This window comes from Bacillus sp. sid0103 (assembly GCF_019219025.1).
Genome location: NZ_JAHUWN010000019.1, coordinates 101,525 through 123,077 on the forward strand (window position 1 = coordinate 101,525; position 21,553 = coordinate 123,077).

General features: G+C 39.5%; 17 protein-coding genes and 1 riboswitch. Of the genes, 12 read left to right on the forward strand and 5 right to left on the reverse strand.

Annotation, left to right across the window (positions count from 1 at the left end; genetic code table 11):
• Positions 1-92: 92 nt before the first annotated feature.
• From KW850_RS20565 to KW850_RS20580, 4 genes are all read right to left on the reverse strand, one after another.
• Positions 93-1,298, reverse strand: a complete 1,206-nt coding sequence (locus KW850_RS20565; RefSeq protein ID WP_218349627.1) for an MFS transporter — start codon at positions 1,296-1,298, stop codon at positions 93-95.
• Between the two features lie 63 nt (positions 1,299-1,361).
• On the reverse strand, positions 1,362-2,021 hold the full coding sequence (locus KW850_RS20570; protein WP_218349628.1) for a type 1 glutamine amidotransferase domain-containing protein: 660 nt from the start codon (positions 2,019-2,021) through the stop codon (positions 1,362-1,364).
• A gap of 159 nt (positions 2,022-2,180) precedes the next feature.
• Positions 2,181-3,053 carry a LysR family transcriptional regulator gene (locus tag KW850_RS20575; protein WP_218349629.1) on the reverse strand — a complete coding sequence of 291 codons (873 nt, stop codon included), beginning with the start codon at positions 3,051-3,053 and terminating at the stop codon, positions 2,181-2,183.
• A 383-nt stretch (positions 3,054-3,436) separates the two neighbouring features.
• Positions 3,437-3,979, reverse strand: a complete 543-nt coding sequence (locus KW850_RS20580; protein WP_218349630.1) for a hypothetical protein — start codon at positions 3,977-3,979, stop codon at positions 3,437-3,439.
• A 440-nt stretch (positions 3,980-4,419) separates the two neighbouring features.
• Here KW850_RS20580 and KW850_RS20585 point away from each other — a divergent pair, with 440 nt between their 5' ends.
• The 9 genes from KW850_RS20585 to KW850_RS20625 all read left to right on the forward strand — a co-directional run bounded on the left by KW850_RS20585 (position 4,420) and on the right by KW850_RS20625 (position 17,259).
• Complete coding sequence (locus KW850_RS20585) at positions 4,420-5,040, forward strand: YARHG domain-containing protein (protein WP_218349631.1); 621 nt, start codon at positions 4,420-4,422, stop codon at positions 5,038-5,040.
• A gap of 181 nt (positions 5,041-5,221) precedes the next feature.
• A complete protein-coding gene (locus KW850_RS20590; RefSeq protein ID WP_218349632.1) occupies positions 5,222-7,141 on the forward strand; it encodes a BglG family transcription antiterminator in 1,920 nt (639 codons plus the stop codon).
• 169 nt (positions 7,142-7,310) lie between these two features.
• Positions 7,311-9,254, forward strand: a complete 1,944-nt coding sequence (locus KW850_RS20595; RefSeq protein WP_218349633.1) for a PTS fructose transporter subunit IIABC — start codon at positions 7,311-7,313, stop codon at positions 9,252-9,254.
• 212 nt (positions 9,255-9,466) lie between these two features.
• Complete coding sequence (gene manA / locus KW850_RS20600; protein ID WP_218349634.1) at positions 9,467-10,411, forward strand: mannose-6-phosphate isomerase, class I; 945 nt, start codon at positions 9,467-9,469, stop codon at positions 10,409-10,411.
• Between the two features lie 718 nt (positions 10,412-11,129).
• The gene (locus tag KW850_RS20605) at positions 11,130-11,810 is read left to right on the forward strand and encodes an RraA family protein (protein ID WP_218349635.1); all 681 of its coding nucleotides are present in this window, start codon (positions 11,130-11,132) and stop codon (positions 11,808-11,810) included.
• Between the two features lie 297 nt (positions 11,811-12,107).
• Entirely contained in the window at positions 12,108-13,385 is a 1,278-nt protein-coding gene (locus tag KW850_RS20610) for an MFS transporter (RefSeq protein ID WP_218349658.1), read from the forward strand.
• A gap of 42 nt (positions 13,386-13,427) precedes the next feature.
• The gene (locus KW850_RS20615) at positions 13,428-14,612 is read left to right on the forward strand and encodes an aminotransferase A (RefSeq protein WP_218349636.1); all 1,185 of its coding nucleotides are present in this window, start codon (positions 13,428-13,430) and stop codon (positions 14,610-14,612) included.
• 199 nt (positions 14,613-14,811) lie between these two features.
• Positions 14,812-15,465 carry a GntR family transcriptional regulator gene (locus KW850_RS20620; RefSeq protein ID WP_218349637.1) on the forward strand — a complete coding sequence of 218 codons (654 nt, stop codon included), beginning with the start codon at positions 14,812-14,814 and terminating at the stop codon, positions 15,463-15,465.
• Positions 15,466-15,615: 150 nt separating this feature from the next.
• Complete coding sequence (locus KW850_RS20625; RefSeq protein WP_256358356.1) at positions 15,616-17,259, forward strand: M20/M25/M40 family metallo-hydrolase; 1,644 nt, start codon at positions 15,616-15,618, stop codon at positions 17,257-17,259.
• 707 nt (positions 17,260-17,966) lie between these two features.
• A riboswitch (cyclic di-GMP riboswitch) is annotated at positions 17,967-18,048 on the forward strand.
• Between the two features lie 291 nt (positions 18,049-18,339).
• Here KW850_RS20625 and KW850_RS20630 read toward each other — a convergent pair.
• Complete coding sequence (locus KW850_RS20630; RefSeq protein ID WP_218349638.1) at positions 18,340-19,218, reverse strand: D-alanyl-D-alanine carboxypeptidase family protein; 879 nt, start codon at positions 19,216-19,218, stop codon at positions 18,340-18,342.
• 1,248 nt (positions 19,219-20,466) lie between these two features.
• Here KW850_RS20630 and KW850_RS20635 point away from each other — a divergent pair.
• From KW850_RS20635 to KW850_RS20645, 3 genes are read left to right on the forward strand one after another with little or no spacing between them, the layout of a single operon-like run.
• Positions 20,467-20,643, forward strand: coding sequence for a hypothetical protein (locus tag KW850_RS20635; RefSeq protein WP_218349639.1), 177 nt, complete (start codon positions 20,467-20,469; stop codon positions 20,641-20,643).
• Complete coding sequence (locus KW850_RS20640) at positions 20,640-20,870, forward strand: hypothetical protein (RefSeq protein WP_218349640.1); 231 nt, start codon at positions 20,640-20,642, stop codon at positions 20,868-20,870. Before KW850_RS20635 ends, KW850_RS20640 begins: the two co-directional genes overlap by 4 nt.
• 1 nt (position 20,871) lies before the next feature.
• Positions 20,872-21,549 carry a PspA/IM30 family protein gene (locus tag KW850_RS20645; RefSeq protein ID WP_218349641.1) on the forward strand — a complete coding sequence of 226 codons (678 nt, stop codon included), beginning with the start codon at positions 20,872-20,874 and terminating at the stop codon, positions 21,547-21,549.
• Positions 21,550-21,553: the final 4 nt, after the last annotated feature.

The following is a 21,553-nucleotide window of genomic DNA, read 5'->3' on the forward strand; positions in this document are numbered from 1 at the left end:
AAACATCCCACTGAACAATTATGATGTGACAATAATCGAAAGTTTTTGTTGATCAGGGGACGGTTCAGATGAGAACCGTCCCCGTGGAGTTTCTACTGCTTCGGTTTTTGTTGCCGAGCACCCAAAATAGTTAATAGGATCCCAACAATTGTTACCAGTGATGCCACCCACGGAACAGCCGGAAGGCCGCCGCCGATTTCCATATCAATCACGACTCCCCCGATATAGGCACCAAGCGCATTACCAAGGTTGAAGGCAGCGATGTTTAATGTAGACGCTAAGGTAGGTGCCTCTTTAGCGGTATTCAGCATGTGCAGCTGCAATCCAGGAACTGTTCCAAATGCGGCAATCCCAAATAAAAATATTGTTACCAGCGTCAATAGTTTAGATTGATCGGTTAGGCTGAAGAGAGCCAGGACAATCGCTAACAGGATAAGAATTCCAATTAGTGACGGCAGTAACTTTCTATCAGCCCATCTTCCTCCATAAATATTCCCGATAGTAATACCGACACCGAATAATACGAGAATGTATGAAACCGATTTTGGTGAGAATCCTGTGATATCTACCAAAATGGGAGTGATGTACGTAAAGGCAGTAAAGACTCCTCCAAAACCAAATACCGTCATCAAGAGTGCGACATGAACCGTTGGTCGCCGTAAAACCCCGAGCTCCTGGCGTAAACTAGAGGCGGACATTTTCACTTTTGGTACCATTAGAGCGATTCCAACCAGAGCGATAATACCAATGATGGTAATCGACCAAAATGTTGATCGCCAGCCATATGCCTGTCCTAGGAATGTCCCAATGGGAACGCCTAAAATATTGGCTAACGTTAACCCGGTAAACATAATCGCTATCGCCCCTGCACGTTTTTCTTTCGGAACCAGTTCTGCGGCGATCACTGAACCTACTCCAAAGAAAGAACCGTGGGTTAATGCTGCCAAGATGCGCGCCACCATTAAAATAGAATAATTAGGTGCTAGAGCCGCTAACGCGTTCCCTGAAATGAAAAGGATCATAAGGAAAAGTAAAAGTTGCTTCCGTTTCATTTTATGAGTGGCTACGGTGATGATGGGAGCGCCGATTGCAACTCCTAACGCATATCCAGTAACAAGCATACCAGCCATGGGGATGGAGACGTGCAGGCTAGAAGCCACATCTGGGAGTAATCCCATAATGATAAACTCAGTTAAACCAATGGCAAATGCACCTAGAGTAAGGGCATATAGAGCTACTGTTGAGCTATTGGATGTTGAAGCATTTGTTGTATTGTGGCTAATGTTCATTAAGCCCATTTGGAACCCTCCTTTTCTAATAGAGAAGGAGACTGACATTTCCTCTATCAGTCTCCCTATTTATTAACCTAATTTTTCAATTACTGCTTTTGTTACAGCTAATGTAGACTGCGGGTTTTGCCCAGTAATTAAATTCCCGTCTACTTCGTAATGAGTAGACCAGTTTGGAGCAGCCACAAAAATAGCCCCTAATTCACGAAGTTTACTTTCCAAAAGGAATGGAAGTTGCTGGGCAAGGCCAGTATCTGCCTCTTCTCGGTCTGTAAAGGCGTTCACTCGTTTACCAGCAACAAGAGACTGCCCATTCGATAATGTCGCACCAACCAATCCGGCAGGTCCATGACAAACAGCAGCGACAATCTTGTTTCCTTCAAAGAAGTCACGTAACAATTCTTGAAGTTTTTTGTGATCAGGAAGATCAAACATAGTTCCATGACCTCCTGGCAGGAAAATAGCATCGAAACTTTGGTGAGAAATTTCATCCAGTTTCAATGTGTCCTGTAAATACTTTGCTGTATCTAAAAACTCTTGCGGTGTCGTTGCATCTACACTGCCCGGGTCGACTGTACTTTTTCCTCCAAGGGGACTTGCCACGGTCACTTCGTACCCTTTCTTTGTGAACTCGATATATGCTTCAGCAAACTCGGATAACCAAATTCCCGTCTGCTTTTCTTCATTTATTTCTCTATGGTTTGTGACAACCATTAAAATCTTTCTAGACATAAGTGATGACCTCCATAAAGTATTTTTGTTACATTTGCTATTCTAATCCCGTTGAATCTATAAAACAAATTATGTTTTTATGGGTTATGTATAAATAAATTTATAGATGGGGTGATAACAAAAAAATCATTCAGAAGTAAACTGAATGACTTTTTATGGTTATTTTTCACCCAGAAATAACTTCTTTATATGATATATTTCAGGGAGATGTTTATTTTTGGTTTTGTAGGCAATATATAATTCGTTCGTTACTTTGAGTTCATCGAAAATGATTTTTGATTTTTCCTCATCCATGGAATTCCTTAAGATATAGGTTGGAATTAAACTAAGTCCCGCGCCTTGTTCGATTGTCTTGAGAATAAGATGTAAATTAGGAATGACATGAGTTGGTTTTATGGAAGGTCTTTTTTTAAAGTGCTCTCGCCATAGTCTTCGAATAATAGGTAAATCCAGTCCATAACTAATCCATTTTTGAGAAAAAAGCCATTGTTCTTTCCATTTCTGGTCATCATGATGGGGTATTTCCATTTGTTTCGGTGCAACAATGACAAATTCCTCATCACATAATTTTATATACTCAATGCCCGGCGTTTGTGACTTTTGAGAAGTAATCAGGATATCGACGGTGTCTTCCTTTAATAGTTCTAACAATTGATCAGCCGTTCCAAAGTGAGAAACGGTACAGGTGTTGTATTCGGGAAGTTGTGGAAGTATATTCTCGTAATAATATTCAATGGCAGACCCAATCCTGATAATGGAGAGAGTAGGTAACGAAGTAGAATGAAAACGTAAACTAGTCTCCTCTAAAGACTCAATAAGAGGTGCTACTTGTGAATATAATTCCTTTCCCCTTTCGGTAGGAATCATTTTTCGAGAAGTTCTAGTAAATAAGGGCTCTCCAACTTCTGCTTCTAATGAAGCCAAGTGCTGACTCATTGCTGGTTGCGTCATAATGCGCGTTTTCGCTGCTTCCGAAACCGAATTGTATTTATAGATATAAATAAAGCTTCTATACCATTCAAAATCGACCATATAAAAAATCTCCTTTATTTCTAAGTGGGAGGATAACGAGAATTGTTTTTTGATAATCCTATACTAAAATCTTCTGGGTGTCACGCTTCGATAGTATAAGTTTCTTTTTAAAAGAGGCAGGTTGTAAGAAGACAACTGTCGACATTCTTTTCACGCATTTGCATGGGAAAAGCCAGGAATGGAAGGACCCGAGGCTGTTTTTAATCAAACGTTTGGTTAGTTTCGAAATGGCGGGATGTTAATAGAATAATGGAAGTTTGCGAGAAACCCATCTGATTTTGTAGAAAGGTGGGTTATTTCCTGCGGAATTTTCGAGCGTGATTCGACAAGCTTCTTGCTTCCTATGCAGGTAAAATGATTTTCCATCAGTACTTGCAGCCGTTTCAACCAAACGTTTTGTCCATCGGAGCGCTTACGATAGACATTTTTCCAGATTTCCCATGAGTTTTGTCCATCGGAGCGCTTACGATAGACATTTTTCCGGATTTCCCATGAGTTTTGTCCATCGGAGAGCTTACGATAGACATTTTTCCAGTTTTCCTATGGGTTTTGTTCATCGGAACCCTTACGATAGACATTTTTCTGGATTTCCCATGAGTTTTGTCCATCGGAACCCTTACGATAGACATTTTTCCAGTTTTCCTATGGGTTTTGTCCATCGGAACCCTTACGATAGACATTTTTCTGGATTTCTCATGAGTTTTGTCCATCGGAGCGCTTACGATAGACATTTTTCCAGTTTTCCTATGAGTTTTGTTCATCGGAACCCTTACGATAGACATTTTTCTGGATTTCTCATGAGTTTTGTCCATCGAAGAGCTTACGATAGACATTTTTCCGGATTTCTCATGAGTTTTGTCCATCGGAGCGCTTACGATAGACATTGGACCGTAAACAAGCATGTAAAACCCATAATTATTTAACATTAACCAATTTCCACTTCATAACACAAAAACAACCTTTTTTAGGTTGTCTTAGATGTGCCTGGCAACGTTCTACTCTCACAAGGACGCGTGTCCCAACTACCTTAACGGAATTGAAATCGCCCAGGTCTAATAGAGTGTTGTTTCATTAATTCGCCCATTGAAACATAAGATTCGCTCATAAAAGCCCAAAATTCGCTCATTATGACCCCAGATTCGCTCATTGAACCTGGAAATTCGCCCATTGAATAGATAAACCGTTAAATAAATCTTAGTTCCCCGGATTTAGATTTTGGAGCTTTGAAATGAAATGCTGCTGTCATATCAGAATAATCTGTTTGAAATAATTACCCCTTCTTTTTGTTCTATAATATGTATGATTGCAAGTATAGAATTTTGGATGTCCTTTACTAAGGGATATTTAATAGAAAGGGAGTGTTTAAATGGATTTATGCACAAATTGTGGTGAAAAATTAAATGAATCTAGTAGATTCTGTCCATACTGCGGTTCGAGGGTTGCAATAGATCAGAAGAACATGCCCTCAGTCCAAGAAACGCGCATTGAAATAAAGAAAAATCGTTCAAAAACGAGATTATTAGTTGGACTCGGATCGATTATAGGTTTGCTGCTTGTCATAAGCGTAACCTTAATGGTTAAAGATTTTTATAAGCCTGAACCTAAATCGAATGTAACAGCTACAAAAACAATTGATCAATCAAAAGATAAAGATGTAGAAAATATAGATCAAGCTAGTCATGATCAACCTTCAACTGAAGAAAAAAAACAAGAAAGTTCAAATCTTTCCTCTTCAGAACATATTTTGCCTGCTAGTGATAAGAGGATGATGAGTGAAGAAGACATTGCTAATCTTACAAAAGGGCAGCTGCGTTTAGCGAGAAATGAGATCTACGCGCGTCATGGGTATGTCTTTAAATCACAGGATTTACAAACATATTTTTCGGGTAGATCATGGTATCATCCAGACCATACCTTTGATGGCTCTTTAAATGAAATAGAAAAAGAAAATGTAGACTTCATAAAGGCGAGAGAGGACAGTCTTTAGTGAAGATTATCGTTAGATGTGGTGAAAATGTTTTAGTGTGCTTCAGAGTGCTTCGTTAGAAAAAGCAACTGAAATCATTATTCTTCTAAAGTAATTCGGATACTACTTTGCCTTGTTCCAATTGAATAGATGTCAAAAGAAAGATACACTTACTATATCGTTATTTGGAGCAGGTGCAAGAATGAATAATAGACAAAAGGAATTACTTAGAATATTGCTGACGAATGAAGAAGGGGCCTTGCATATAAGGGATTTATCGGAGGGGCTTGATTGTGCGGAGAAAACAGTACGGAATGATTTAGACCGGATAGAGGAGTTTCTTCTTGATTATTCCAGCGCTAGAATGACCCGTAAGCCTGGTTTTGGAATCATGATTGGAATTGGCGAGGGAGAACGGTCTGCCATTTTGCGAAGTCTACTTTCTAGTGAACCCAAATCAAATGAAGAGCGGCTGATTGAAATCACCTATCAACTCTTAACTAGTAATAAGGCTATAACCTTGCAGTATTTTTCCGATTCTTACTACATGCCCAAAGCGGCTATTAAAAAAGACATGGAAGACATTGCGAACTGGCTTCAGGTATTTAATCTTGAACTGATCACTAAACCACGGCTTGGAAGTGTGATTGAAGGAACAGAGCTGCAAAAACGGAGCGCGTTGGCTCACTTATCAGAGCTTATTCCCTCTCTTTCAAACGGGAAAAATTTTGTGTTGGATCTATTTTTGCCTTATGAAATTACAACCGTGAGGAAAGCGCTGGAGGATTTGCAGGACAAGTTTTCGATAACTTTTCCAGATGATGCGTTAGAGAGCCTGCTGGTTCATGCTCTGATCATGATCAAACGGACCCGGCAAAGGTCTTCCGTATTTGTCCAAGAGTCTGAAAAGAAAGCGGCACTTGGTCGAAAGGAATACCAGTATGCAATTTGGTTTTTTAATCAGCTGGAATCCATATTTCGGCTTACGTTTCCTGAGGCAGAGCGGATCTATTTTACCTGGCACCTTATTAGCAGCAAGCGAGTAGATGAGGGATCTGAACAGGTTATGGAATATGATGAAGAGGTTGCAGAGATCCTACGTGTGTTCATTGCGAAAATGGGAAAACTGACCTTATTTGATTTTGAAGCCGATTCGGTTTTACTAAACGGCCTTGCTGTCCATATGCTCTCCGTTATCAATCGAATTAAGTACGGTTTTCCGATCTTTAATCCGCTGCTATCTAATATTAAGAAAATGTATCCCTATATGTTTAATATGGTTATTTTACAGCTCGAAGAAATTAAAAGTACTTTCCATTTAGAAATCCCTGAAGATGAGGCAGCTTATATCGTTCTTCATTTTCAAGCCTCGATTGAACGGATGGAGGGGAAGAGAGACCTAAAGAAAAAGGCACTTATCGTATGTCATATGGGAATTGGCATGTCTCATTTGCTAGAGGCAAAAATTGAACAGCAATATCAGGACATTGATATAGTAGCCTGTATCGGCAAAGCAGAAGTAGCAGCTTATACTAGGCAACATCCCGTTGATTTTATTATTTCAACTGTTCCTCTTGAAATCAATATAGAGTACATCGTCATTTCACCGCTATTTGGGCAGGAGGATAAGAAAAGATTAAGTCAATTTGTTAAGAAGGTAAAGCAGAATAAGCCTGACCTTCTAGAACAAAATGCTTTTTCTCAATTCTTGACGGAAGACCTTGTGTTTTTTCATTTGGATAAGGGACACCGTTATGAAGTTGTCGAAATGCTTGCCACTACTCTCTTAAACAAAGGCTATGTTAGGAAAGAGTTTATCCATAGCGCTGTGAATCGGGAAAGGAAATCTTCTACAGCGATCGGCGGAGGAGTGGCCATTCCGCATGGAAATCCGTCTGCGGTTCAAAGATCTGCAATAGCGGCAGCCATCATGAATGAGCCAATTGAGTGGGGCGATGAACGGGTTTCATTAGTATTCCTGCTAGCGATTTCAAAAGAAAATCAAGGAGACATTCGCGCGGTGATCGGAAAAATAGCTTCCCTTAGTGAGTCACCATTGGTTATTCATGAGTTAACAGAAGCAGAGAATTATCAGGATTTTCTACGGATCATAAATAAGTAGTGCAGAAAAGAGTAGATCGAGTGATCCACTCTTTTTTTCGTTGCTTATTATTGTAATAAAATGATTTTTACCGCAACTTCCGGTAAAAATAAAAAAAATTTACTAGACAAAGAGGATTTATTATATAAGTAAGCGATTACTAATATTTTTTCATTAGGAGGAAACCATTATGGGAAAAATTCTAGCTGTAACAGCTTGTCCAGTTGGTATTGCTCATACGTATATGGCTGCTGAAAACTTACAAAAAGCAGGCAAAGCGTTAGGCATAGAGGTTAAAGTTGAAACACAAGGGTCCATTGGGGTAGAAAATGCGTTAACGGAACAGGAAATTGCGGAAGCAGATGGAATTATAATTGCGGCCGACAAAGAGGTTCCAAAGGACCGTTTTGCTGGTAAAAAAGTCATTGTTACCGGTGTTAAAGATGGAATTCAGAACCCTGAAAAACTAATTAAGCAGATTCAGAGCGGAGATGTTCCTGTTTATAAACCAGAATTAGCATCTGCTGGTGGATCAACGAATAGTAAAAGTAAAAAGAATCCAATTTATAAGCATTTGATGAATGGTGTATCTTACATGGTTCCATTTATTGTCGTTGGGGGATTATTAATTGCGATTGCCTTGACTCTTGGCGGACAACAAACACCTGGAGGAATTGTCATTCCAGACGATTCCATTTGGAAACAAGTTGAAAAGCTAGGCGGTACAGCATTCATGTTCATGGTGCCAATCTTGGCTGGTTTTATTGCGGTAAGTATTGCTGACCGCCCAGGACTAGTGCCAGGGATGATCGGCGGATATATTGCAGCTAATGGTAGTTTTTATGGAAGTGAAGCAGGTGCCGGATTTATCGGTGGGATTATTGCCGGTTTCTTGGCAGGTTATGTAGCCCTTGGAATTAAGAAGTTGAAGGTGCCAAAAGCAGTTCAACCTGTTATGCCGATTATTTTTATCCCAATTCTTTCATCTGTTATTGTAGGTTTATTATTCATTTTCGTTATCGGTGCTCCGGTTGCGCAAATATTTGAATCTTTAACAGACTGGCTTGCTAGTATGCAAGGCGGAAGTTCGATTGTATTAGCGATGATTCTTGGAGCGATGATTGCAGTTGACATGGGTGGACCATTCAACAAGGTAGCGTTCTTATTCGGTTCAGCTATGATTGCAGAAGGAAACTATGAAATTATGGGACCGATTGCAGTAGCGATCTGTATTCCTCCAATTGGACTTGGACTAGCTACATTCTTGAACAAACGAAAATTTGGTCCAACTGAAAGAGATGCAGGGAAAGCGTCCTTCACAATGGGTTTATTCGGTATTACGGAAGGTGCGATTCCATTCGCAGCACAAGATCCGCTGCGTGTTATTCCAAGTATCGTTGTAGGTTCTATGGCTGGTTCGGTCATTGCCATGCTTTCAGGTGTTGGTAACAAAGTGGCCCACGGCGGTCCGATTGTTGCCGTGTTAGGTGCCGTAGACAATGTCGTTATGTTCTTTATTGCAGTTATTGTTGGGGTAGTTATAACAGCGTTAATGGTTACGGCATTGAAGAAGGATGTTGAGGCAGCGCCGGCTGCTGCTGTTGGTGATGGTGGAACTCAAGCTGCTGCGCCCATAGTAGGAAATGGTGTAATGGCAGAAGCCACAAAGGCAGAAATCGAGAAATTGACCGATATTACCAATTTGGACTTAATTGAAGTTGATTTAGACGGAACAACTCGTGACGGTGTTATCGATGAATTGATTACAAAGTTTGATGCTACTGGTGTTTTAAGTTCGAGGGAAGAATTTAAACAAGCGATCCTGAACCGTGAAGGTGAATCTTCTACTGGTCTGGGTATGAATATTGCCATTCCACATGGAAAATCAAGTGCGGTTAAACGGCCAGCTGTTGCCTTTGGAATTAAACGTAACGGTGTAGACTGGAAGAGTCTAGATGGTACAGATGCAAAACTAATCTTTATGATTGCCGTACCGGAAAAAGCAGCAGGAGATGCCCACCTGAAGATCTTACAAATGCTATCACGCAAACTAATGGATGACAGCTTTAGAGAGCGATTATTAAAGGTCACTTCTAAAGAAGGAGCGTTCAAATTGCTTGAGACAATCCAGTAACCTAGAAAGAAACCAAAAAGAACAATTGCGAATAATGAATTAGGTTAATAAAGATACCATCCGGAAAGAGAGAGCAGCCATTGCTCTCTTTTCCTTATAAACGTACATTACTATACCATAGGCATAGATGACACTATGCCCAAAAAAGGCAAAGCAGTAAGCACGTCCTTGAATCGAGATTGTAGAAAATAAAAATGATGGAGGTATTATACATGCAACCGATGTTTTTAAAACCAGTTTTAAAAGAAAGAATTTGGGGAGGTACAGCTTTACAAGAAGAATTCGGCTATGAAATACCAAATGATAAAACAGGAGAATGCTGGGCTATTTCTGCTCATCCAAATGGACCCTCTATTATTGAAAATGGGCCCTATGCAGGTATGTCATTGGATGCAATATGGAGAGAACAACCAGAACTTTTTGGTAACCCAAAGGAAGAAGTTTTTCCTCTTTTAACAAAAATATTAGATGCAAATATGGATTTATCTGTTCAGGTCCATCCTGAGGATACATATGCGAAGGTTCATGAGAATGGCGAACTTGGCAAAACAGAATGCTGGTATATTCTCGATTGTATAGAAGGCGCCGAAATGATCTTCGGTCACAATGCCAAAACAAAAGAAGAATTGGTCGAGAAAATGAAAGAAGGAAAATGGACCGAGCTGCTTCGCAGAGTCAAAATCAAACCAGGTGACTTTTACTACGTGCCAAGCGGAACTATTCATGCTCTATGTGAAGGGACTCTTGTATTAGAAACACAGCAAAGTTCTGATACAACCTATCGTGTGTATGATTATGATCGTAGGGACGCTGACGGGAATTTAAGGGAGCTTCACTTAGAAAAAGCGATAGATGTAACGACTGTGCCGCATCAAAATGCGGGGGTTGCTCCTAAAGTTGAGGGGCGGGAAAATGTAACCATTACAACATTTGTGGAATCTGAGTTTTTCTCCGTTTACAAGTGGGAAATAGAGGGTAAGGCTGCTTTTGAATATAATAATCACTATTTACTTCTAAGTGTGATCAAGGGTGATGGAACGCTAGTTCACAATAGTGAGAAGTATCCGTTGACAAAAGGAACACATTTCATTATCCCAGTCGGTTTGGGAGAATTTGAATTAAATGGTGAACTTGAACTAATCGTATCACATACTTAGAACAGGGTAGACCATAGGGACGGTTTAACCTCAAAAAAAGCCAGGAGAACCGTCTCTGTGGAGTTAAATGCGGGTGATATCGCAAATAAACTCTCTTTTACCGCAAATAAAGTTCGAATAGTAAGCTCATTTGCAGCAATGCAGTACTTTTTAGTTACCATTTGTGATCATTCGCTACTTGATTAAAAGGTTTGATCAATTTATCTGCCGCTTTGGGGAATTTATCTACCGCTTTCCAATTTTATCTGCCACTTTTAGTAATTTATCTGCCACTTTTAGTAATTTATCTGCCACTTTCCATTTTTATCTGCCACTTTTGGAATATATCAGCCACTTCTAGTAATTTATCTGCCACCCCTGTTTCCCTACTATAATCACGGATTTCCTTTACGCCCAAAATGAAGCTCACGGCAGGTAATTAGCAACAAGTCGTGGAAACGGGTATGGCACAGATTCTGATTCAGCACAAACCGTGGTTCCTTTTTAAAAAAGTACATACAGCATTTATGTGGTTTATCCATTTCTCCTCTTTCCTCATGCCTTACTACTTGGTTGTATATTACGATCGATTGGGGCTCCACTTAGATTAGGACATCCCGAATTTAAGAATAGGATGTAAAAAGTTTAATTTTCTAAATAGTATTTACAATTTATCTTTTCCACATATATAATGTATTTGTATTTGTATACAATAGAAGAGAGGGGTAGAAATAACTTAATGAAGATTATTTCTGAAATTCAAAGACCAGATCCACAAGTGATTAAAGAATTGGAAGCGATTTCGCCAAGTGATTATGGACACAGTCTCAATTTTCAATTAATCAGTACAAGAAAAATCAAACCCTTATTTCCAATTGACAACACCTTTGCAGGACCTGCAATCACCGTAAGAATTCCTCCCAATGATGGTTTATTAGTCAATAAGGCACTGGATTTTGTGAAACCTGGTGATGTCGTTGTTATTGATATGAACGAAGAAGAACGTTTTGCTTGTTGGGGAGAAATCACAACTAAACTTGCGATGGAAAAGGGTGCTATTGCTTGTATCATTAACGGACCGGTTACCGATACCAAGGTGATTATTGATCTCCAATTTAAGGTTTTTTCTTACGCTGTTTCCCCTTTAACAACCAAAGTTTACAGTCTTGATGGCGATGTAAATGTGCCCGTATCCATTTCCGGTTGTGTTATTAATCCCGGTGATATTATTGTCGGAAGCAACGATGGCTTGTTAGTGGTCCCAAAAGAGGATGCAGTAACCTATCTCGAAATTGGTAAAAAGGAACAGGAAGCCGATGAAAAACGCCGCCAAGATTTAGAACAGTTAGGTGCAGAGAATTATCTACGCCGTTTCGACCCATTATGGGATCAGCTGGTAGAAAAGAACAAGATTGACTAATGATATGAATCTATTAAATGATTACCATTTTTTCTGCTTTTCTACATTTATTTTAAAAAGGCTATGTTAAACCTTATTGTTGATTTTGGCACCCTGTTGATTGGAGTGGAAGGCGCGAAGACTCCTGCGGGAGGACGGGGCAGGGGAGACCCCGCAGGAGCGCAGCGACGAGGAGGCTCCCCGGACCGCCCGCGGAAAGCGAAGCGCCTGGAGCGGAAATCAACAGGCAAGTTTAACAGAGCCTTTAAAAAAGGAGAGGGTTCGATGGGAAGATTGGAAGCTGAAAAACAAATAGAAATGGTACAGGTAAAAGAAAAGAAAATCGGGTTACGATGGGGACTTGCCTTTCTATTTTTTATCATTGGTTTCATCGCTTACATGGACCGATCAAATATTTCGATCGTAGCTGTACCAATGATGGAAGATTTAGGATTGAATAAAGTTCAATTTGGACTACTCTCTTCACTTTTTTACTTAGGGTATTGTTTTGCGCAAATTCCTGGCGGTATGCTGGCAGAAAAGTTTGGCGCAAGGAAGATCGTGACCATCGCCGTTGCATGGTGGTCCATCTTTACTGCTTTAACAGCTGCTAGTGCCAATTATGTTGTCATGTGTATCGTACGGTTTTTATTTGGAGCTGGTGAGGGCCCGATGTATCCGGGGAACGCTGTATTCAACTCGCACTGGTTTCAAAAGCATGAAAAAGGACGTGCGTCTAGTGCTTTGTTAGCTGGTTCCTTCTTGGGTCCGGTTATTGCACCTGGGATTTCAGTAGCCATTTTGGCAGCGTTTGGTTGGCATGGGGTATTTTATGTTTTTGGCCTTTTGGGTGTCGTGGTTGCAGTGGCTTGGTATTTCTTCGGACGGGATAAACCAGAACAGCATCCTTGGATTTCTGAAACAGAAAAAAGGCTCATTATTGAAAACCGCAGTTTTTCCGGTCTTCAAAAAAAATCAGCCCCTTGGAAGCAGTATTTGAGAAACTACCGATTTTGGCTGGTAGGGATTCAATATCTAGTTGTGATCTACATGAACACATTCTTTTTAACATGGCTGCCTACATATTTGATGGAGGCAAGGAACTTTTCTCTAAAAGAAATGGGATTTGCTGCAAGTTTCCCTTGGTTGGCTATCTGTCTCTCTGTTCTAATCGGAGGTGCTGTTTCAGATAGAATCCTACAAAAAACAAACTCGCGGATGATCGCTCGTGGCGGTATGGCAATATTCGGTTTTGTCGTTTTCATGGTAGGCTTGTATCTCTCTGCTTACTCTGTTAGTCATTGGTCAAACGTTGTTTGGTTGACCATCACTCTTGGTGCACTAGGGCTTCCTATTGTTGCTTCTTGGGCGATTGCGAACGATTTAGGTCAAGAATTCTCAGGTTCCGTCAGCGGCTGGATGAATACATGGGGTGCCATTGGAGGGATCACATCTCCCATTATCTGCGGATGGTTTGCACAAGAAATGGGTTGGAACACCACTCTATTAATCAACATTATCCCTGTCATTATTGCTGCTTTGATCTGGTTCTTTATTAAGCCTGATCGTCCTTTAGTTGCAGTGGAAAATAAATAGGAAATGTTGAAATGAGTGTAAAACTAAAAAAGGTGAGATCACATGGAAAATTTGAACAATAAAAGAGTTACGACGATTCAGGTTCCCAGTATCAGAAAATTTTCCAATATGGTTGCTGATTATCCTGATGCTATTAATCTTACCCTTGGTCAACCTGATTTTCGTACTCCTGAGCATATAAAAGAAGCTGGTATTACAGCAATAAGACAGAATCAAACGGCCTATACGCATAATGCGGGGATGCTGAGCCTCAGACAAGCAGCTAGTGACTTTGTGCAGCTTAAATACGGTCTATCCTATGATGCCGAAAAGGAGATCATTGTAACCAACGGAGCAACAGAAGCGATTGATACAGCATTTCGCACGATTTTGCGTGAGGGAGATGAAGTCCTTCTCCCAGCTCCTATTTATCCAGGGTACGAACCGCTTATCAGATTGTGTGGGGCAGTTCCCGTATATATTGATGTGACTCAAAATCAATTCAAGGTCAATGCCGAACTGATTGAAAGCAAAATAACCAAACGAACTCGCTGTCTGGTTCTTTGCTCTCCATCAAATCCGTTAGGAAGCGTGTTAGATCAAGAAGAGATTATTGGAATAGCAAGACTTCTGAGGGATAAGAATATTTTCGTCGTTTCGGATGAAATATACAGTGAACTGACGTTTGATAAAAAACATTATTCCATTGCCTCTGTTCCAGGAATGAAGGAAAAAACGATCGTTATTAATGGTCTAACTAAGTCTCATTCTATGACAGGGTGGAGGATTGGTTTTACGTTTGCTCCGGCCTATTTATCTGAAGAGATGTTGAAGGTGCATCTTTATAATTCAGTCTGTGCTAGCACGATAAGCCAGCATGCAGCCGTTGAAGCTCTTACCCATGGAATCAATGATGCGCATCACATGGTTGTCGAATATCGGAAAAGAAGAGATTATGTTTGCCAACGATTAACGAACATGGGATTAGATGTTGTTAAACCAGAAGGTGCCTTTTATGTTTTCCCTTCTATAAAAAGTACAAACATGAATTCATTCGATTTTGCGATGAACCTATTACAAGAAGCGAAAGTTGCGGTGGTGCCTGGTAACGGCTTTTCTGATTATGGAGAAGGTTTCATAAGGATTTCATATGCTGCTTCAATGGAAATGCTCAAAACAGCTTTAGATAGAATGGAACTTTTTATGAATTCTATTATGAACAAAAAGGCAGTGGGGAAATGTCAATAAGATGGTGTTTCGAACAAGAAAAGGATCTTTGTACAGTTTCACTCACTTTGTTCAATAAATTTAATAGGAATTTCTTTTGCAGATATTTACAATCTTAACATCATGTTATAATCAAACTATATTGTCCTTCTAGTACAATATAGTTTGATTATACTTTTAAGTAATTTCTAAATTGGACTAAAGGTAAAGGAAGATTATTATGCGAAAATTGAAATCTGCTGGTTCGTTATCTGATCAAGCGTATGATGTTATAAAAAATGCCATTATCAATAATGAAATAAAACCTTTGGAATATTTAACAGAAGAGCAATTAGCCGAAAACCTCGGGATAAGCCGAACTCCGATCCGAACCGCCCTAAAAAAGCTCGTCTATGAAGGTCTGGTTGAAATGGAATCATCCAAACAAACAAGAGTTCGAATGATCTCTGTGGAGGAAGCGCGGGAGTACCAGGTTTTAAGAGAAACGTTGGAACCTCTAGCCGCAAAACTTGCCTGCTTAAACATTGATGAAGAGCAATTAGCATTTTTAAAAGATATTTGTCATCAACAGCGTGAAAGTATCGTGGAAAAAGATTTTAGTCAATTTATTAATTTGGACACCCAATTTCATATCTATCTCGCGGAGTTCACCAATAACCATAAATTAATAGAATTTATTAATTCTCTTCGCACCCAGATGCAAAGGTATCTCATTCTAACAAATACGCTACAAGCCAGTGCGTCAGAAGCTCTTCAAGAACATCTTCAAATAATTGATGCTCTTGAAAGGAAAAACCCAGAAGAAGCAGCTGAATGTATGGGCATTCATGTGAAAAATGTATCCAATCGATTTGGTCTTACACTTTTAAAATAAAAAAATGTATGGGGTTAAGCGCTCTAGTAGGATGACATGTTACTGGAGCTTCTTTAACTCATATTTACTAATAAATATTTTTTTAAATAGTATTGTATACAAATACAAGTACGAGAGCGATATTTTATTAAAAGGGGATGACGTAAGCAAATGATGGTAAAGGAAAGTAAATGGCAAACAAAAAATCAATTATTGGACTCACTCTGTGAACTTGTTGAGATTCCAAGTGTGACACATAGTATCGGCGAAATCAAAGTGGCGGAATATGTTGAAAAAAAGCTTCGTGAACTTCCTTACTTTCAAACGAATAAAGAGCATTTAACTCTTCATACAACAGAGGATGATCGTAAATTTGTTACGGCTCTCGTAAAAAAAGGGACGAATGAAAAAAGAACCGTGATTCTTGTCAGTCATTTTGATGTAGTGGGTGTAGAGGATTATGGTCATTGGCAGGAATATGCTTTTAATCCGAAAAAATTAACAGAGTTATTTTATGAAAATAAGAATCATATGTCTAAAGAGGTTCAAAAGGACTTAGAAAATGGAAATTGGTTGTTCGGCAGGGGAACGATGGATATGAAGTGCGGTTTAGCCCTGCATATGTCCCTCATCGAAGAGGCATGTTCCGGATCATTTGATGGTAATTTATTGCTTTTAACGGTTTGTGATGAAGAAGTGAATTCTGTTGGGATGCGTAATGCGGCACCGGTTCTATTGGAAATGGCGAAGCAGCATAATCTTGAATACAAAGCGTGTTTAAACTCAGAGCCAATGTTTGCACGCTATCCAGGAGATGAGAATCAATATATCTATTCCGGTTCAATTGGTAAGATTTTACCTGGGTTTCTCTGCTACGGTAAGGAAACACATGTGGGTGAGCCTTTCTCAGGACTAAATGGGAATTATATGGCCTCATTACTAACAAATGAGTTAGAGTTGAACACAGAATATTGTGAAGTTGTTGAAGGTGAGGTCACTCCTCCTCCAACAAATCTGATCCAAAAAGACTTAAAAAAAGAATACAATGTGCAAATCCCTCATCGCGCGGTTACCATGTTTAACATGTTTATTATGGAACGATCAATGAATGAAGTCGTTGAACGCCTAAGGGAAAGTGCCGAAAAAGTCGCTCGGAAAATTGAACACGGGTACGAAAAAAGAGCAACTCATTTTTCGACACTAGGAAATTCTACACCACATGAAGTTTCTGTAAAGGTTTATCAGTTTGATGAATTATTACGTTATGCAATCGAAACCTATGGAAAAGAAAAAGTCGATATTATTCAAACGAATGTCATAAGAAGTAGAGGATCGAAGGACGACCGCGACCTGACCATTCACCTGGTGGATGAACTGTCTATCCTTTGTAAAGAGTTATCACCAATGATTGTCCTATTCTTTGCTCCGCCTTATTACCCGGCGGTAAACTCTCGAAACCACCCGCGTATTAGACGTGTAGTGGATCATATCATTGGGTATGCCAAAAACACGTATCATATCGAGCTTAAAAAACAAAATTATTTTGCTGGTTTATCGGACTTAAGTTATGTAAGTTTAGATAAACCTGCTTCAAGCCTTGGGGACCTCACCGCTAACATGCCTCTTTGGGGTAAGGGATATAGTGTTCCTTTAGATGTATTAGAGAGTCTAAACATTCCTGTACTCAACCTAGGTCCTGTTGGAAAGGATGCTCATAAATGGACGGAACGATTAGATGTTGACAATGCTTTCGGAGCTTTAAGAGATATGCTTTCTATTACAGTTAATCAATTATTAGCAGGGGATAACGAATAAATTTTTGAAGGGACCATGTGGACGGTTCTTATGGCAGCAATAACCTAATTAAAAACCATTAGAACCGTCCCTGTTGAACTCTTTTTAGAAGAGGCATTATTGGAGACAACCGTCGACCTTATTTTCAGGTATCTGAAGGGATCAATTCAGGATTGGTGCATGTTGAGACTGCTTTTAATCAAACGTTTGGATAGTTTCGAAAAAATGTGGTTTTAGTAGAATAATAGAAGTTTGCGAGAAACCCACCATAGTTTGTAGAAAGGTGGGTTATTTCCTGCGGAATTATTAAATGCCTTTCGACATTCTTCGTGCTAACTTTACAGGAGAAATCCATTCATATCAGTACTTGTGGCAGTTTTAAACAAACGTTTGAATAGTATACGCTATATGGTATTTAGTCGAAAGGGTGTATCATCTCTATTTCATAATTTGGGTGCCCGACACCTCAAATTTAATATAGTATAAAGGACAAACCAGATTTGTCCTTTTTTAGTGTGCCAGGCATGTTCATTAACTAGACGGTGCAAGTTTAGACTGAAAAAAAGTCCCCAGCAGGATAGAGTATATATCGAAGATGGTTGGGGTCAGTCCCCCGTTGCTTTACTGCAGCGGGGGACTGACCCCTTGAACTTGTCGTTTTACGTCGAAATGTAAAGCTTTTACAATTATTTAAATAATGCTACTATTTAGTTGGGATTTTATTCAATATCTGATAAAGGCAAACCTATTGAAAAGTAGGGACGCAAAGTCACAGATCTAGTGTAAAGCTATGATGGCTGGACTGCCGGATTTAATCGTTCAAAAGGGAGTTGTTCAATTTGAATTTTAAATACATCCTGTGTTTCTTTCGCAGGCGACATAAGTATAGTTATTACACTAGTAAATGCATCAGATGTGGAAAGCTAAGCAGCAATAACTATCATTGAACCTTGAGACCTAGGGTTCTTTTTTTGTTCTAGAAAACAGGAAAACCCGTAGCCAAAGGGTGGTTTGGACGCACCAGTGGCACACAATAGGGACCGGTTCTTTTGTTTGCAAAATCTTTAATTATTAACCATGCGCAGCTGTGGTGTGTGGGAGTTATCTGCCACAAGCAGGACACTCCATTATATCGCCTTCGGAAACTGGTTTTGCTGTATTCATATTAGCAAATGAGTAGCTTGCCATGGTTTGAATATCGCTGTATTTTGACCTTTTATTGGTCTTCATGACAACGGAGATGACTTCTTTGTTTCCTTTTTTTAAATATTCTACTAGTGTATGTTGAGCAGCATTTGTAAACCCAGGTTTACCAGCAATGACGTTCGGCTGGCTCTGAATATTAATCAAATTTCTAATGTTTTTTTCCTGTCTACTTGTTTTAATAGTAGTCGTTTGGGTAGACATAACCTCTAAAATGGAGGGATGTTTAATAGCTTCTTTTGTAATAAGGGCCATATCGTAAGGAGTTGTGAAATGGTTTGGATCATGAAGACCATTGGGTGTAACGAAATGGGTGTTCTTCAAGCTCCATTGTTTGACCTTCTGATTCATCAGTTCGGCGAATCCTTCTTCGCTACCTGCCACGTTTTCCGCAATCGTAACAGCCACATCATTCGCACTTAACATAATTAAAGCTTTCATCGCGTCTTGTTTAGAAATCATTTCTCCTGTTGTAAGCCCCAAACAGATACATTCTTGATTGGCCGCATTGGGGCTAACTGTTAACATTTCGCCATCTTCGATTCGTTCATCTAATATAGTAGCCGTTAACACTTTCGTCATACTCGCAGGATATGCTTTTGCATGGGCTTTTTTGTTGTAAAGAATCTCGCCTGTAACGGCATCAATCGTGACTCCAAACTCACCCACAATTTGTGGTGCTTTTATCTCCGCCGTACTGACCTCCTTTGATAGGATTCCACTCGATATCAAAATCACTAACAAAGTTGTTGTAACGATTTTCCCGATGTTTGACATGATGATGTACCCCCAGTTTGACAATCCTTGATGCTTTCCACATTTATATAACTGATAGTATTCGTTTTATTTTGTTCCATTTTTACCAGAATTAATTCCGTTTTTTTTTGTGGTAATAGCCACCGCCTAATGGTAAACGGTAAGGTTTCCTTTCGCAGGAATCATTTGTACTCCGTCCTCTACCGAGCAGGCAAAACTTTTCAACTATTGATAAATTATGGACGTCAAAAATAGGATTTGTTAATGCCCAAAAAAGACATTCAAACTAGAATGTCTTTTTTGCTAAAAGATTATTGCTTTTTTTGATTCGCTGATAAAATTGCAGATTCGCTGATAAACTCACGATATTCGCTGATAAACTTACTAAATCCGCTGATAGATCAGATTAATTCTCTAATAAGGTGTGATTTTACACCTTATTATGACTTTTTAGGAGATAGAAAGTGGTTAAAATCTCAAGATTACTTAGCACATCTTTTGATTCTTTTAAATCGCCTGTTGTTATGACTTCGAGAGGAGGTGATATTCCTGGATGCTTTCTTGGAATCCTAGAGAAATACTAACATTCATTTTCAATTGTTCAGCTTAACCATTGTGTGCGTTACGTATGGGTGAGTATGAAGTCAAGCTACTATCTTAATCAATTCCGCTGTCTGTGCGTTGCTTTGAAAAAGTGTTGCTTCTTCAATTCGCCCATTGAAACACTAGATTCGCCCATAAAAGCCCAAAATTCGCTCATTTTGACCCCAGATTCGCTCATTTAACCTGAAAATTCGCCCATTAAATAGATAAACGGTTAAATGCACCCTCCCCAAAATAATGCAAAGGACCCCCGATTCCACTTTATACCCATTTTTTTGTGAAAAAGACACCCACTCTCGTATAAATTAGGTAGAAATTCGTACATATTCAAAGATTTAGAGCTTCGGATGCATTCATTACAGGAAAATAGTGGCGATTTATACGAATTGTAAATCCTTATTACATAATTTTGGTCACTTATTACATATCTTACGCGACTTACTACATAATTCAGGACAATTACTACGTATTTCTCGAAACTTACGACATTTGTTGGATATTAATTGGAAATGACCTCAAACTGGAATCTAGTAGTAGCCACCGAATCTTCTTTCAGCCAGGAGATCATGGCATCAAAAAATTGTATTACTAGATTCTCTTTTCACCAAGTTTTCACCATTCCCTATTAATATTCAATACATCAGATAACGAAAGGAGATAAACAAGATGAACACAAAAGTAAAGAAGGGTATTTTCTGGGGAGTCATCGTTGCTTCTACCGTATTGATCATCAACGTACTCCACTTTCTTCTAGGAGGGGGGGCGCTTATGCGAGAGGCCCAGAAGAACATGGCCCGGGTGGAATGGGTCACCGCGGCGGATTTGGCGGGGGCCGCCAAATGATGAATGGCGCTCACCATGACGGCGGATTCCCTTGGCTCTTCCTTATTATAGGACTAGCTGTTCTAGTCCTATTAGTAAGATGGTTTAGAAAGAAGTCAAAAGCTTCTTCGATGCAACAGTTTATTAACACTTCTGTTGTAGGTTCGCCTATACCAGTAACCAATCAACATACAAACATTTTAGATCAATGGGAAAAAAATCTAGTAACAAAAAAGGAGAATGAATAACATGGGCATTTTTAAAAGATTAAAGACGATTACAATGGCGGAGATTAACGGGCTTTTAGACGGTATTGAAGATCCGATTGCGATGTTAAATGAATATTCTAGGGAAATGGAACAGGAAATTGCCAAAGGTCAGAAAGCTTTAGCAAGGCAAATTTTTGTAGAGAAAAAACAAGAAGGACTTATTTCTGAAATCAAATCGTTGGTGGACAAGCGTACTCGTCAGGCGAAACTGGCGATTGAGCAAGGTGACGAGGCAATGGCAAAACTTGCCGTGCAAGAAAAGCTCAACAAAGAAAACGAGTTACAACTTTATGTGGACCAATTAGCGTCGATTAAAGGACAAACCCAAGTCCTCATCGAAAAATTGGACCAGCTGAAGGAAACATATAATCAAATGCAACAAAAGAAAATCTTGTTAGCATCACGTGCGAATGTCGCTCAGTCGATGAAACAAATTCAAAAAGTAACGGTTTCATTCAATACGGATGATATTGCAAGAGGAGTGGCCCGTGCCGAAGAGAGAATCTTAATGATGGAAGCGGAGGTACAGGCAGGAAATCAGTTTGCGACTCCGTTAGCTCAGTTTGATGCGGCATACAATAGCTATGTGAGCGAGGAAGAGCTCAGTAAGGAACTTGAAAAGTTAAAGAATGAAAAAGAAAAAGTGGCCGCATTATAATTCA